The organism is Actinoplanes sp. OR16, from assembly GCF_004001265.1.
Taxonomy (GTDB): Bacteria; Actinomycetota; Actinomycetes; order Mycobacteriales; family Micromonosporaceae; genus Actinoplanes.
The window spans coordinates 9,252,331-9,266,016 of record NZ_AP019371.1 but is presented as its reverse complement, the minus strand read 5'-3'; the positions used below and the strand labels follow the sequence as shown (position 1 = coordinate 9,266,016).

Below are 13,686 nucleotides of genomic sequence, written 5' to 3'. Positions count from 1 at the left end.
TGATGGCAGTCAAGACAGGCAGCCCGGCGATGGCGCTGGTGAAGGGTGGTCGCGGGCTCGCCTACGACGTGGCCGCGTACGAGAGCCGGGACCAGGTCATGATCATCCCGGCGGTGACGATCACGCTGGCCGGCACGGCCCTGACCCCCGGGCAGGAGACGGAGGTGCTGGTGCCGCTGCCGGGGCTGCGGCCGAACGCGGACGTCAAAGCGATCAGGGCGACCCTCTGGGTTCTGCCCGGCCAGGCGGCCACCCAGGAGCCCAGCACCGTGCGGGTCCGGGAGGGCGCCGGCGCCGAGCGCACGTTCGCGATCGCAGCGGATCCCCGGCCGGGACTGAGCAACGTCTCGATCCGGCTGGCGCCGGGGGAAGTCTTCTGGAGCCGGTCCGGCGTGCTGGAGCCCGGCGACCACCCGATCCCGGTCGACTTCGCCGCCCAGGTCAACGCTTACCTCGACGCCACGGCACACCACGAGGGCACCGTGTCGCTGCGCTTCCTGATCCGCACGGACACCCCCGGCCAGGTCCTGATCCGGTTCGGCCAGCTGGTGTTCACCCTGTTGCAGACGCAGACCTGGCCCAACGATCTGGACGGCACCCTGCGGGCGGACCGCAACCTGACCCTCGGCCATCACAGCGAGGTCCGGCTGCCGCTGTCCGTGATCGCGCCACTGGACGGCCACCCGCCCGCTCTGGCACGGATCGTGATGGAGGTGAGCGGCCGGTTCGGGCCGGAGCGGTCGCTGGAGGACACCGGCCGGCCCGCCGGTGAGTTCTGCACCCTCGACGTCGATCACGCGCTGGCCCGCGGTCTCGTCCTCGATCCGGCCGGGCTTCCGGCCGGCGGCGTGCGGTGCACCGGCTTCTCGATACACCTGCGGCAGTCCGGCGAGGCCGAGCTGTACGCGGAGCTCCAGCCCGACGCCGGCCAGGGAGACCTGCTGTCGGCGCCCGCCACCGGTCCGCCACTGACCAAGGCGAACGTGGTGCTCGCCGCACCGCCGGACGGCACCGGACAGCCGGCCGAGCGGGTCGTGTCGGTGCGCTTCGACGAGCCGACCGAACTGCGGGCCGGCCTGCCGTACTGGCTGGTGATCAAGGGGGTGCGCGGAGCCGCCCAGGCGGGACTGCGGGCGTCCGCCGACGTCAGCCCGGGGCCGGTCCTGGAGGAACGGCTGCGGATCAACCGGGGTGGCCGCATGTGGAAGCAGGTGCGGCGGGGAGGCGACGACCGTACCCGCGCCCGGATGTCCTTGATCTATGTTCCCGGCCCGGACGACGGGCGCGCCGCACTCGACGTCGCGGTGGATACCGGCGACCCGGCGGCCGGCCCGTTCCGTGCCCTGGCCGATCCGGGCGCCCGGCCGGAGACGCTCGCGATCGCTCTGGGCGGCGTCACCGCGCCGGACGGTGCCGTGCTGGTCGTCCGGTCGAACGCGGCCGGTGAGTGCACGATCGCCGGTGTCATCCAGGAGTACGCGCCGGCGGACGGCGCGCCGTGAAGCCCCGGCAGATCGCCGTCTTCGACGGGCTGCGCATCACGACGGAGCACCTCGACCACCTTCAGGCCGCCTTCCTGACCGGGCTGGACGACCTGCGCGAGGCGACCGGGGCCGTGCGGCGCGGATTCGAGGTCCGCGCCGACGGGGCCGATCAGGTCGTCGTCGAGCCGGGCCTGGCCTTCGATCTGGACGGCAACCGGGTCGTGTGCGAGGAGCCGCGGACGCTCGGTGTCGTCTTTCCGGAGGGCGGTGCGCCGCTGTGGGTCACCGTGACCTACGACCAGCCGCAGTCCGGGGAGACGGAGGGCCGCAACACGCTGGTCTGGGACGACTGCGAGTTCGATCTGCGGCCGGTGGCGCCGGGACCGGCCGACCGGGCGATCGTCCTGGCCCGGCTCGAGCGCGGGACGGACGGAGCGCTGGTCGTACATCCGCAGCTCGGATCTCCGCAGGCCGCGCAACCGCCGCCCGTCTTTGCGCCCGCCGAACCGGCGGGGGAGCGGTTGTGCGCGGCCCAGGGGGTCCTGCGGATCGGCGGCCCACCGGACGGCAACGGGCTGGTGCTGCTCGCTGCGGCCCTGGCCGATCCGTCGGCCGATCCGTCGGACGAGCCGTGCGTGACCCTGGCCACCGCCGACGTCGGCATCCCGTTCCGGCTGGTCAGCCTCTCCAGCCAGTCGGTCCTGACCGCCACGGTGACAGCGGACGGAGACGGGAGCCCGCCGGTGCTGCGTGCTGTCGCATGGGGTGAGGCCGCGCCGGCCGGTGCGCTGCTGGCCCAGCACGCGCTGACCACCGGTGGCCCGGCGCCGGTCCTCACCGAGGGCGCGGTCGCGGAGCTGCCCCTCTCCGAGTGGGCGGGCACCGCGCCGATCTTCGCCCGGCTCCGTGCCCGGGTCGAGGTCCGCCGCGCCGACTCGGGCGACCTGCGTTTCGCCGTGACCGTCGACTGGACGGCCGGCCCCGGAGAAGAACCCCTGCACCTGCTGGAAAGCACCTCGTACCGGCTCCACCTCGGCGCGGAGATCGCCTGGAAGGCACTCGGGTGCACCGGCCGACCCCATCACCACGAAGGAGACGAATCATGGCAACTCTGACCGGCGCCGTCCGCGACGACCAGGGCACACCGATCGGCGACGTCACCGTCGGCGCCTACAACCCACAGGACGAGCTGGTCTCGTCCTCCACCACGGCGGCCGAGGGCGTCTACCGGTTGGTGCGGCTGACCCGCGGCCACACCTATTCGCTGCGGGTGACGGTGGGCGAGGCCACCCGCACGGTGGGGGAGGTCGACGTGACCGGCGCGTCGATGGGCCACGACATCCAGCTGTCCGACGCCGTGTCCACCGGCCCGGGCACGACGACGATCCCGGTCACCGTCACCACCGCCCCGGCCACCTCAGGAACGACGACGTCGGGTACGACAACATCAGGAACGACGACCTCGGGTACGACGACATCAGGAACGACGACATCAGGAACGACGACCTCGGGTACGACCTCCAGTACGACGACTGATTCCAGCACGTCCTCGACCAGTTCGGACACCAGCTCCAGCACCACCACTACGGCACCGGGCGGCAGCGTCCCGATCACCGTCACGCTGCCGCCCGACCCGGAGTTCGCCGCCCTCCAGACCCTGATCATCGACCCGATCTTCGCGATCACGCCGCCGGTGAACATCGAGGAGGCGCGGCAGTCCCGCAACCTGTTCACCGTCGGGCTCTACCTGCGGGCCGGCGTCCCGGCCGCCATCGAGAGCCTGAACGCCCAGCTCGCCGGCTCCAACGGCGCGAACCGGCTGAACCTGGTCAGCAAGACCGACCTGCTCAACAAGCACAGCGACGCGATCAAGAACATCCTCGACCGCCGCAACGAGAACACGTACACCGAGGCCGACGTGCTGATCCAGGTGCGCCGCCAGTTCAACCAGGGCGTGGAGTCGGCCGAGGACGTCAACCGGGACTTCCCGGCCGTCTACCGCGGGCTGGTCGCGCTGATCGCCGACGACCTGATGGGCGTCACCCCGGACCAGATCGACAACAGCGTGGTCTTCGACGCCACCCAGCGCGAGCGCCTCTTCAACTTCCTGCGCCAGGTCAAGGCCGAGATCATCAGGCTGACGGAGTCGCTGTCGTTCGCGGGCTCCCTCGGCACCATCGTACTGGTCAACAAGTGGTCCAACATCACCCGCAACGCGCTGGCGATCATCCAGACCGTCGGGCAGACCTACGTGGCCAGTGACAACGTGGACGAGAAGCACTGGGCCTCGGTGCTCAGCGCCCTGGTCGGCCGCCCACTGACCGAGAACCGGCCGTTCCTGGTGCACGCACGCGAGGGCGGTCAACTGCTCTCCGACGTGATCGACGTGTACCAGAAGATCACCCAGCAGGACGGCCTGGAGAAGGAGGACGAGAGCTTCCTGCGGTCGCTGTTCTACACCTCCGGCTTCGTCTTCGGCAATCCCGCCCAGACCGTGGTGGAACGGCTGAAGGAGAACGGCCGTCTGCTGCGCGACAACTGGCCCGGCACCTTCGGAGCCTGAGCGGCATCCGGCGGGACACCCATGAGACGCGTTGCTGTTCTGACCACGTTCGTGCAGCTGTGGGAGGCCTTCTCACTCTGCACCGTCGTCGAGGCACACGTGCGCATGCTGCTGCGCAACGGCTACGACACCACGTTCGCCGGATGCGAGGGCTTCCAGCCCGACGGCATCTTCGCGAACCCGCTGCTGCGGCAGTGGCGGATGCCGGCCGTGCACCTGAGCAGCGACGCCGAGGCCGTCGCCCGGCCGGCGGCGTACCGGCAGGGCGTGGACCGGATCGTGGACGCCCTGCGCCCACTGCTGGCCCGGATCGACGTGGTCATCACCCACGACCTCGTCTACCTGCCCCACCACCTCGCCTACAACGAGGCGTGCCGGCGGCTCGCCCACGAGTTCCCGGACGTCACGTGGCTGCATTACCTCCACTCCGCGCCCGAGGCCAACCCGGGCCTGCCACCGGACGACCCGCGCGCCGCCCGGTTCACCCCGTTCCCGCACGCGTTCCTGCTCTACCCGAACGCGCACGACATCCCCCGGGTCGCGGCGCAGTACGCCGTCGAGGAGAAGTACGTCAAACTCGTCCCGCACGCGCTCGACTGGGAGAACACGTTCGCCTTCCACCCGCTGACCCGGGCGCTGATCCGCGAGTACGACCTGTACACCCCGGACGTCTTCGCGGTCTATCCGATCCGGATGGACCGCGGAAAACAGCCGGAGAAACTGGTACGCCTCTTCGCCGAGCTCAAACGGTCCGGGCAGAGTGTCCGCCTGATGATCGTCAACTTCCACTCGACGGGCGAGCACTTCCTCGACTACCGGGCCGAGATCCTGCGCGAACGCGACGAACTCGGCCTCACCCCGAAGGAGGTGATATTCACGAACGGGATGGGCCCGCTGCCCGGCATCGCCCCCCACGACATCGAGCGCTACCGGATCGAAGTGCCCCGCAAGGTGGTCCTCGACCTCTTCCACCTGACAAACGTGTACGTGCACCCGTCCGGGTCGGAGACGTACTCGCTGGTCTGCCAGGAGGCCGCGGCCTGTGGGAATCTGCTGTTCCTCAACGACGACTTCCCGGCCATGCGAGACGTGTACGGGTCCGATGCCCACTACGTGAAGTTCTCCTCCACCCGGTTCGTGACCACGCACAACCCCAGCGAGGCCGCCTACTACGCCGGTGTCGCCCGTACGATGATCGGCCTGCTGCGTGCCGAGAAGACGGTCAGCCAGAAGACCCGCCTGCGGCAGACCCGCAACCCGCAGGCCGTGTTCCGTGACTGGCTCGAGCCGCTGCTGTGGCAGAGCCCGCGCTAGAACGCCTCACCGGCGCGCACCGGCCGCCGCCGCGCTGCCCGGAACCGTGCGGCCGCGTCGGCCCGCCGGTGCACCTGGTACTTCTCCAGAATGTGGTGCACGTGGTTCTTGACCGTGCGCACCTCGATCGACAGCCGCCGGGCGATCTGCTGGTTCGACAGACCCTCGTCGACCAGCGTCAAGACCTGATTCTCCCGTGGGGTCAGGTGCACCGGCGCCGGATCGGTCCGCCGGTCGGCGGCCAGCGTGGCGACCCGCCGCAGGATCGTCGCCGCGACCCGCGGTGAGCACAGCGACTCGCCGGCGCAGACCCGGCTGATCAGCTCGATCAGGTCGGGGAAGGTGTCCCCATGGCACACGTAACCGGCCACACCGGCCTCCGCGCAGGCGATCACCTCGTCGTCGGACTCGGAGACGGCGAGCACGATCACCGGCACGCCCGCCGCGTGCCGGACCAGCATGTTCAGCACCCCGGCGCTGTCGGCCATCGTCATGTCCAGCAACACGACCTGCGGGCCGCTGCCCGCACCCAGGCATCGCAGTGCCGTCGCCGCGTCGGCGACCGGCTCGACGGACCCGATCGCCGTCTCCAGGCTCATCGCCGTGGTCAGCGCATGCCGGTAGATGCCGACCTCGTCGACCACGATCACGCGGACGCCGTCGGCGGCCATCTCAGCCCGATCGAGCCGGGTCGACGTCAACAGCCACGACACATCCTCCGGGGGAGCCCCGCTCGAATCGGCCGGCCGGATACCAGCCCTCGGCGGCCATCACGATGCTATCGAGCAGGGCCGCGGCGTCTATCGGATGCCTGACACGGCCGTCGGATCTGCCGAGAATCCTCAGTTGGACCCAGGCTGCTCGGCGCGGCGGGCGCTCAGGAGTGCGGGGTCCGTACCTGCTCGAAGTGGAACTCGCGGATGAAGCAGTCTCGAGGCTGACCGACTGCGCGGTGAGGTCGCCATCTGCCTGCCGCGGCCCGTTCTGAACGAAATCCAGCTAAAGACGCGCGACAAGGGCTCGCGCGGGCTCGATGCCCTCGTGCGGTCTTACGTGAGCGCCCGCAGAGCCAAGATCCACGAGGTCTGCACCTTCGAGCTCGCTGCTTAAACCGGTCATGTCTGCGGGTGCCTATGTCGCAGTAGCTATTTTAATGGGATCAACGCCGTCAACCGGATGAGTGATGTTTGGCTGAAGCTGCACTGCATCGCTGGCGACGCAGTGCGGCCACGAGCCTGGATGGTCACGGAGAAATTCTGGCTTTATCGGCAGGGCGTGGCCGGATTGTTGTCACTGGTTCTGACTAAAGACCAGCTAAGGGCTGGAATGAGCCGACCGGCATCTTCTTGGAAGTTATCTCCGCAGCCCGGAGAGCTGAATTTGAACGTTGCGTGGTGACCTTGTTTTATCCAGTGCCCCTTGCTCGTACCGCCTGAGGCGATTGGCGGATGGGGAGCGGATTCGGAGTAGTAGCTCAGGCCGCGGAGCATGTGAAGTACGGCTTCACGTCATCGAGCCTCCTCGAGATGTCGGCATGTGGCGCCTCAGAATAGACCAGGCATCGGACCTTGTTTCTCAGTTGTATTCGCATGATCTGCATTCTCGAGCAACGATTGAGCGCCGCAGTGAGCGAATCATGTGAGTGACCGGATGTAGCAGCTGCATTACCTGCAGCAAGGCGAGGCGAGCGAAGTCAAACGGGGCGATCGTGGGAAGAGACCAATGCCTGTCAGGGCTGGATTGTCGCGCCGTCCAAGGTGTTGATGAGCGCGTCGTCCCGACGGACTTCGTGGCCGCGCTCGCGCAGCGCCGCCACGATCGCCTCCTCCCGATCGAGCGGGATCTCCATGTAGGGACCGTTGAGCGTCGTGTCGGCCATCGTGCCGAACTGCTTCAGGAGATCCTCGGGGAGTAGGCGCATCGCGCGGCTCGCCATCATCGGCGGCCAGTCGCCGTCCTGGACCGCGCCCACCTTATTGATGTCGAACGGCTCGTCGTCCTCCGCGTCGGTGTAGTCCCAGCCGGCCGGGTTGTAGGAGACGTGGCGGACCTCGATCTGGCGCGCCTCGCCGTACGTCCGGGCGGCGGCGATCGCCTCGATCTCGCGGGCTTCCTCGGCAGCGGTGCCGTCGTCGGCGAACGCAAGGGTCTCGTGGTAGTCGATGTAGCCGTAAACAAAGTCGATCATGAAGAGGTCTCCGGTGTCTTGGCTGCGGGCGTTACTTGATCTTCTGCCAGTTGCCGCAGCCCTTACTGGTGAACATCTCGTCGCTGGATCGGACGGTGACCGACACCTTCTTGGTCGCGATGACGAAAGCGTTAGCGATGATGTCGCCGTTCTTGCCCGACCGTTCCCAGTAGCAGTCGGTGACCCGGCCGTCGATCAGATGGGCGGTCGTCTGGTACGTGCCGGCCTTGATCTCCGTGCCGACCTCGTACGACCCTTCGGTGACGCCGTTTTTCGCCTTGTTCCACGCTTTGAGGTACTGGGGACACGCCGCTTTGAGGCGGTCGGCGTCGACATCCTCCTTGTCCTCGATGAACGAGTCGATAAGGCCGCCGAGCTCCTCGGCGGCGTACGCGGCGTCGCAGCTGTCGGTCGAGAAGTCTTCGCAGTCGACGGACGGGTCGCAGTCCGGCCGCCACGCCGGAGTGGTGCTGGGTTCGACCGGCGTCGCGGACGCCGGCGCCGTCGTCTCGATGGCGGGCGTCGCCGTACTCGGGGTGACGGCGCCGGTGACCGGGCGAGCCGTGACTCCCGCGGCAGTGTCTCCGCAGCCGGCGAGCAGGGCGACCATCGCGACGGAGAGAAACGCGCGCCGCATCGGGCCCTCAGTAGGCATGCGCCGGGAAGTTGGCCTTGGCCGCGCGTCCGACCAGTGCGGTGAGTCCCGCATCGACCCCGGCGCCGACGATCCCGCCCGCGATCGGGATGCCCTTGGCCAGTGTGATGACCGATCGTTGCGTCCCGTACTTGGCAAGAAGCATGAAACCCACCCGCGCGTTGATCCGCCGGATGACGGCGATCGGGATCGCCGCGATGACCTGCGCCGTCAGCTTCGCCCCGATCTTCACGCCGGCGCCGTGAAGCGCGCTCGCCAGGGTGCCGCCCACCGTCGCGAGGGTGATGATGGTCTGCACGTGCGGGTCCGCGATGTTGTAGCCGCGCACGTGGGCGATCGCCCCGACCAGCCGCGCGTTGATGACCAGCGCTCCGGCGACATTGGCCGGCAGCGTGATCGGCATCGTCATGAAGCCGCCCAGCCCGGTGATGAAACCGTTCGCCGACGACGCCTGCACCGCCTCCCGGATCAGCCGATCGATCACCTGCTCACGGGACAGCTCACGGCTTTTGCTGAGGCGTTCCTCCGCGTAGGCGATCGACCCGTCGAGAGGTCCGACGCCGTCCTGAGTGACCTTGGCGACCAGGTCCTGGAAGAAGCGAACCATCGGGTTCGACCCGCTCTCGACGATCTCGCCCTCGGTCGTCTCGTTCACGTCCATCGTTCTCCGTCTCCGTGGTGAGGGCTCAGGCGCTTTCGCGCCCGAGCCGCTGCCGCGCAACCTTCAGGCAGGCGTTCATCGTTTCGAGGGGTACGCGCATCGCGTTCGCGAGCACGTTTTCGGGGCTGGACTCACCACGACTCACGAGGTCGTCGACGATGGCGAGTAGTCCACGGTGATAGGCGTCGCCGTCCGGCGGCAGCGTGGCAAGGCGTTCTTCGACGTATTGGCGGACCATGGTCGCGTGCCCGCCCACGGTGAGCACCTCGTTGAACTCGTCGGTCATGTCGCCGAGGTGGCGGACGGCGCGGCGCATGGTCTCGGCGGTGATGCCCGCCGGCACCGGCCGGGTGAGTTCGATGACGAGCCGGCGCGGCCCGGCCGGGTAGATCCCGGACTCGGAGCTGTCCCACTCGACGACCACGTGCAGGTCGCCCGAGCGGCGTTCGAGATAGGTGTACCGGGTCCCCATCGTCACAGGACCTCGATCGCATCGACGCTGAGCTGCGGCGCCGTGGTGTTGCCGCCGATCTGCGTGTCATAGCTGTACGAGCCGGAGACCGTCACCTTCGCGCGGAACTCGTCATCCTCGACGAGGTCGGCCAGGTCGCTGATGTAGCCGTCGAGGATGGTGTTGGTGTCGTACTCGTAGGACTCGGAGTGCCGGACCCCGTCGACGTTCGCGCGGAACGTCGCCTCACCGGTCGCCGCGTCGAACTGGGTGACGACGCCGTAGACCACGTAGTGGTCGCCGATGTAGTCCTCCGGTGACTTCGCGATCTTCTTCCACGCGCGTGCCGTGAGCTTCTTGTACGAGGGCGCCTTCGTCGTCGTCGCCACCGGCTCGGTGGTCGGCTCGGGCTCCGGCGTGGTCGCCTCGACCGCGGGCCTAGTCGTCGGCGGCAGTGTGAACGGGGTGCTGTTGTTCTTGCCCGCGTAGGGCTTGTCCACCTCAGCCTCGGCGGCACCCTCCGGCGAGGCGATCGCCGTGCCGATCACGATTCCCAAAGACATCAGGAGTACGGCGGCCACGCCGCCCAGCGCGAGTCGAAGCCTCACTTCAGCTTCACCGTCACGCCGCCGGAGAAGAGGGAGTCATGCAGTTCCAGTGAGGTCAGCTTGGTGCCGCTCGGCACGTCGAAGATGAGCTTTCCCTTAGCCGAGTTCCCCGGGTTGATCTCGTTGAGGAGCAGCTGGCTCTCCCCGTTGGCGTAGATCGCCGCGCTGGAGTCCACGGAGTATTCGACTTCCTCGGCGTCGAACGCTTTCTGCGCCGAGTCGATGAAGGTCTGCGCCTCCTTGCCGATGTTCTTCACCTTGATGTCGATCAGGCAGTATTCGCCCTGGGCCTTCTGCCCGAGCAGATCGGACCCGACGCTGTCGACGCCGCACTTCATCTTGCTGACGGTGAACTCGAACTTCCCGTCGCGAACGGCGTCCCCGATGCCGGCGGCCTTTTCCTCTTCCTTCTCTTCGGCCTTCGCGGTCTTTTCTGCGGCCTTGGTGCTCTCCGCCTTCTGCTCCGTCGTGCCGGCCACGTTGTCGTCGTTGGCGGGGCTGGCGCTGTCGCCGCCACTGCCGATGGCGCCGATGCAGCCGATCAGCACGAGCACGACAGCGCCGCCGGCGATCCAGGGCCACTTCCGCGTCTTCTTGACCGGCGGGGGGACGAAGGCGGGCTGCTGCGGGTACGTCATGACACTGCTCCCAATCACGTCTTGAGCCGCTGCGACACGTCCGTGCGGCGACGATCTCTATGAGAGCAATTTCAGTCGGCGATGTCAACACACATGTGAACTAAGCTCGTGAACATGCGCCGCCGGCGCGCTTGGGCCGTGCAGGTGTGCGTGGGAGGAGCTGTGCATGCGTTGACAGTGTTATTGCGCTGCGTGTTTCTTGTAGTGTCGGGCCGTGAGCGTCGAGATTTCGGGTTCAAATAGACTGATCTCCTCGGCCGAGGTCGCACGCCTCGCCGGCGTGACCAGGGCCGCGGTGTCTAACTGGCGCCGGCGCCACCCGGACTTTCCTGAGCCGGTCGAGGGCGGGCGCAATGCTCTCTTCGCCCTCTCGGACATCACGGACTGGCTGGATCGGCAGCGGAAGAACTCCGAGGTCTCCGACGAGGTTCTTGTCTGGCAGGACATGCGCGCGCTGTATGGCGACGACATGATCACGGGTGTCGCCGACCTGGCTGAGACGCTTCTCGGTGAGTCCTCGGGCCGATTCGACCCGGACACTCGGCTACGTATCGAAGGATTGGCCGCTCAAGTAAGGCCGAATGAGGTCGTTGAGTCGTTCGTCGAGCGGCTTCTCGCCAGCGGGAGCCCGCTGACGACGGGCCGGCTTGCCGAGGTGATCGCTCGTCTCGCGGGCTCGTTGACAGGCTTGGTGTTCGATCCTGCCTGTGGTGCGGGATCATCACTCCTCGCCTGTGCCGCCGGGTCTGATGTCCGGCTGGTGGGTCAGGAGATCAACGCGTCGGCGGTCAGGCTCGCGCGAGCTCGTGGCATGCTGCGCGGGATCGACATCGACGTCAGGCCCGGCGATTCCTTGCAAGAAGACGCATGGCCCGGCCTTCGAGCTGACGTTGTCATCTGTGATCCGCCGGTTGGTCTCACCGACTGGGGCAGAGATGGTCTGATGGTCGATCCGCGCTGGGAATTCGGTCTTCCCACCAAAGCGGAGAGCGAGCTCGCCTGGTTGCAGCATTGCTATTCGCATCTCGCACCGGGCGGGAAGCTCATAATTGTCATGTCTCCATCGGTGGCATACCGTCGGGCTGGACGAAGAATTCGTACGGAAATCGTCCGCCGTGGAGTGCTGGAGCAAGTTGTCGCGTTGCCGTCGGGTTTGGTGGCCTCTCACACCCAGCCGATGCATCTCTGGATTCTGAGGCGTCCCCTCGTTTCTGAGAGACCCGTAACGGTTGTCCGCATGGTTGACATGACGAGCGCAAATCCGCAGCGGCTTCCTGAGGTCGAAGCCGCACAGGCCGCAGATGTCCCAGCGATAGACCTGCTGGGCGAAGATGTCGACCTGACGCCGGGTGCTCACTTGCTGAAAGAGTCAAATCAAGCAGAACAGTATGCGGAACTTCGAGAGTCGCTGCTGAGCCTTATCGGTGGTCTGGCGGAGGTGATTCCCGAGCTGTCCGCAGGGTCGGGCGACATCGAGGGTGCAATGATTCGCATATCCGACCTCGCCCGTGCTGGCCTTGTGCAAATGAACGACCGAACGGCGACGTCGATGAGTGATCAGATCGACACCGATTATCTTCAAGGGTTCTTGCGTAGCGCTGCCAACGCTTCACGCAACACCAGCAGTAGCGGAACGTATCGAGTTGATGTAAGGGGATCCCGCATTCCGCAGATGGGAATTGATGATCAGCGGAGTTACGGCGCGGCGTTCCGGGCTCTCGATGAGGCTGAAGCCACCCTGCGAGAACTCAGCCGGCTGGGGCTCGATGCCATCTCCCGGGCCCGTGAGGGGCTGACTTCCGGCTCCATGCGACCGGCAGGCCGATGAAGTGACGCCAGCCGTCGTCTCATGACATTGTCAACACGCCTAGTTGTTGACAGTGGTGTTCACGCGATCTAACTTCGGTGGTGCCCAGGCGTCGAACGGATGAGGGGGCACTCCGCCGAAGGTCTTCGTGAGGCGAAGGCCGGGTCGACGCGGCGACCGCTACTCTGCGAAAGCCCAGCCAGCGGGATACGTGACCATGCCTGTCGGCTCGCGTTAGTAGTAGGAGATCGAAGCGCATGTTGCTGAAGAAGGTCGGCAATTACCGCCTTTTCCGCCGGCTTGGGGCGGGCGGTATGGGGGGCGTCTACCTCGGGGTCTCGGCGACCGCGGATCTGGCAGCAGTGAAGATGATCCACACTCACCTGCTCGACGACCCGTCGATCAAGCAAAGGTTCGCATCAGAGATCGAGAACCTCCAGACGGTCTTCGGCTCCCGCGTGGCCAGGCTGGAGAACGCCGACCCGTATGCGGACCCACCGTGGCTCGCCACCGAGTTCATCCCCGGACTGACCTTGCGGCAGTACGTCGAACAGCATGGCACCCTGCCGCTGCACCTTGCCGCGATGATCGGGGCGATGCTGGCCGAGGCCCTTATCAAGGTGCACGGAACCGGGCTGTTCCACCGCGACATCAAGCCGCAGAACGTCATTCTGGGCCAGCACGGACCTGTGCTCATCGACTTCGGCCTGGCGGCGCTGACCGAGCGGGATGCCGACGGCGCACAGACACAGACCGGCATGGTCGTCGGCACGCCCGCGTACATGGCGCCCGAACAAGCCCGCGGTGAGAAAGACCTGTCGACGGCCGTCGACGTGTATGGGCTGGGTGCCACTCTCGTCTTCGCGCTGGCCGGTCACACGCTCTTTCCCACGGCTCAGGGCGCGATGCTCTGGGTCGTGGGCAGCGGCAAGCAACCACCCGACCTGACCGGCGTTCCGCCGGAGATCGCTCCGCTCGTCCAGGAAATGATCGCGCATGACCCGCAGGCCCGGCTGGACCTCAAGAAGGTCGTGAACGCCCTGCTGCAGATCGCGACGGCCAAGGGGCAGTCGGTGTTCGACGTCCGAGCAGAGGTTGGCAGCAACACGTATCACCCGGTGCTCATCGAGGTTCCGGCATCGTTCAGTGACCCCACCGCTGACCCGGAGAACGACGTCGAGAACGCGCCGTCGACGGCTCCGGAGCCGCCGGCTGTCGCGCCGGACGACGAGCAACCCGCCAGCGTTCCAGCGGTGGACGTGACCTGGCTGATCGAAAAACTGCGCCGGCAGTACGCACGCCGGGCGACATGGTGAG

The 13,686-nt window shown here is 67.2% G+C and carries 13 protein-coding genes and 1 pseudogene; 6 read left to right on the top strand and 8 right to left on the bottom strand.

Features of this window, described 5'->3' with window-relative positions; all coding sequences use genetic code 11:
* Nucleotides 1-2 precede the first annotated feature (2 nt).
* From EP757_RS42555 to EP757_RS42540, 4 genes are read left to right on the top strand one after another with little or no spacing between them, the layout of a single operon-like run.
* Entirely contained in the window at nt 3-1,502 is a 1,500-nt protein-coding gene (locus EP757_RS42555) for a hypothetical protein (protein ID WP_127553991.1), read from the top strand.
* Nucleotides 1,499-2,599 (top strand): hypothetical protein, encoded by a 1,101-nt coding sequence (locus tag EP757_RS42550; RefSeq protein WP_127553990.1) that lies wholly within the window; start codon nt 1,499-1,501, stop codon nt 2,597-2,599. Before EP757_RS42555 ends, EP757_RS42550 begins: the two co-directional genes overlap by 4 nt.
* Nucleotides 2,587-4,047 carry a carboxypeptidase-like regulatory domain-containing protein gene (locus EP757_RS42545; RefSeq protein WP_127553989.1) on the top strand — a complete coding sequence of 487 codons (1,461 nt, stop codon included), beginning with the start codon at nt 2,587-2,589 and terminating at the stop codon, nt 4,045-4,047. The genes EP757_RS42550 and EP757_RS42545 overlap by 13 nt, the downstream gene beginning before the upstream one ends.
* 21 nt (nt 4,048-4,068) lie before the next feature.
* A complete protein-coding gene (locus tag EP757_RS42540; RefSeq protein WP_127553988.1) occupies nt 4,069-5,361 on the top strand; it encodes a glycosyltransferase in 1,293 nt (430 codons plus the stop codon).
* Here EP757_RS42540 and EP757_RS42535 read toward each other — a convergent pair.
* The 8 genes and pseudogenes from EP757_RS42535 to EP757_RS42500 form a co-directional block, all read right to left on the bottom strand.
* A complete protein-coding gene (locus EP757_RS42535; protein ID WP_127553987.1) occupies nt 5,358-6,062 on the bottom strand; it encodes a response regulator transcription factor in 705 nt (234 codons plus the stop codon). The genes EP757_RS42540 and EP757_RS42535 overlap by 4 nt on opposite strands.
* Nucleotides 6,063-6,238: 176 nt before the next feature.
* Nucleotides 6,239-6,357: pseudogene (locus EP757_RS44405) on the bottom strand (SDR family NAD(P)-dependent oxidoreductase); the annotation flags it as partial.
* 733 nt (nt 6,358-7,090) lie between these two features.
* Complete coding sequence (locus EP757_RS42525; protein ID WP_127553986.1) at nt 7,091-7,549, bottom strand: hypothetical protein; 459 nt, start codon at nt 7,547-7,549, stop codon at nt 7,091-7,093.
* 31 nt (nt 7,550-7,580) lie between these two features.
* The gene (locus EP757_RS42520; protein ID WP_127553985.1) at nt 7,581-8,186 is read right to left on the bottom strand and encodes a hypothetical protein; all 606 of its coding nucleotides are present in this window, start codon (nt 8,184-8,186) and stop codon (nt 7,581-7,583) included.
* Nucleotides 8,187-8,193: 7 nt separating this feature from the next.
* Nucleotides 8,194-8,865 carry an EcsC family protein gene (locus EP757_RS42515; RefSeq protein WP_127553984.1) on the bottom strand — a complete coding sequence of 224 codons (672 nt, stop codon included), beginning with the start codon at nt 8,863-8,865 and terminating at the stop codon, nt 8,194-8,196.
* 25 nt (nt 8,866-8,890) lie between these two features.
* A complete protein-coding gene (locus tag EP757_RS42510) occupies nt 8,891-9,337 on the bottom strand; it encodes a hypothetical protein (RefSeq protein WP_127553983.1) in 447 nt (148 codons plus the stop codon).
* Nucleotides 9,338-9,339: 2 nt separating this feature from the next.
* Nucleotides 9,340-9,924, bottom strand: a complete 585-nt coding sequence (locus tag EP757_RS42505) for a hypothetical protein (RefSeq protein ID WP_127553982.1) — start codon at nt 9,922-9,924, stop codon at nt 9,340-9,342.
* The gene (locus tag EP757_RS42500; protein WP_232050293.1) at nt 9,921-10,478 is read right to left on the bottom strand and encodes a DUF4352 domain-containing protein; all 558 of its coding nucleotides are present in this window, start codon (nt 10,476-10,478) and stop codon (nt 9,921-9,923) included. Before EP757_RS42500 ends, EP757_RS42505 begins: the two co-directional genes overlap by 4 nt.
* 298 nt (nt 10,479-10,776) lie before the next feature.
* Here EP757_RS42500 and EP757_RS42495 point away from each other — a divergent pair, with 298 nt between their 5' ends.
* Nucleotides 10,777-12,390, top strand: a complete 1,614-nt coding sequence (locus EP757_RS42495) for an N-6 DNA methylase (protein WP_127553980.1) — start codon at nt 10,777-10,779, stop codon at nt 12,388-12,390.
* A 236-nt stretch (nt 12,391-12,626) separates the two neighbouring features.
* Nucleotides 12,627-13,685: a serine/threonine-protein kinase gene (locus EP757_RS42490; RefSeq protein WP_127553979.1), complete on the top strand. Its 1,059-nt coding sequence runs from the start codon at nt 12,627-12,629 to the stop codon at nt 13,683-13,685.
* Nucleotide 13,686: the final 1 nt, after the last annotated feature.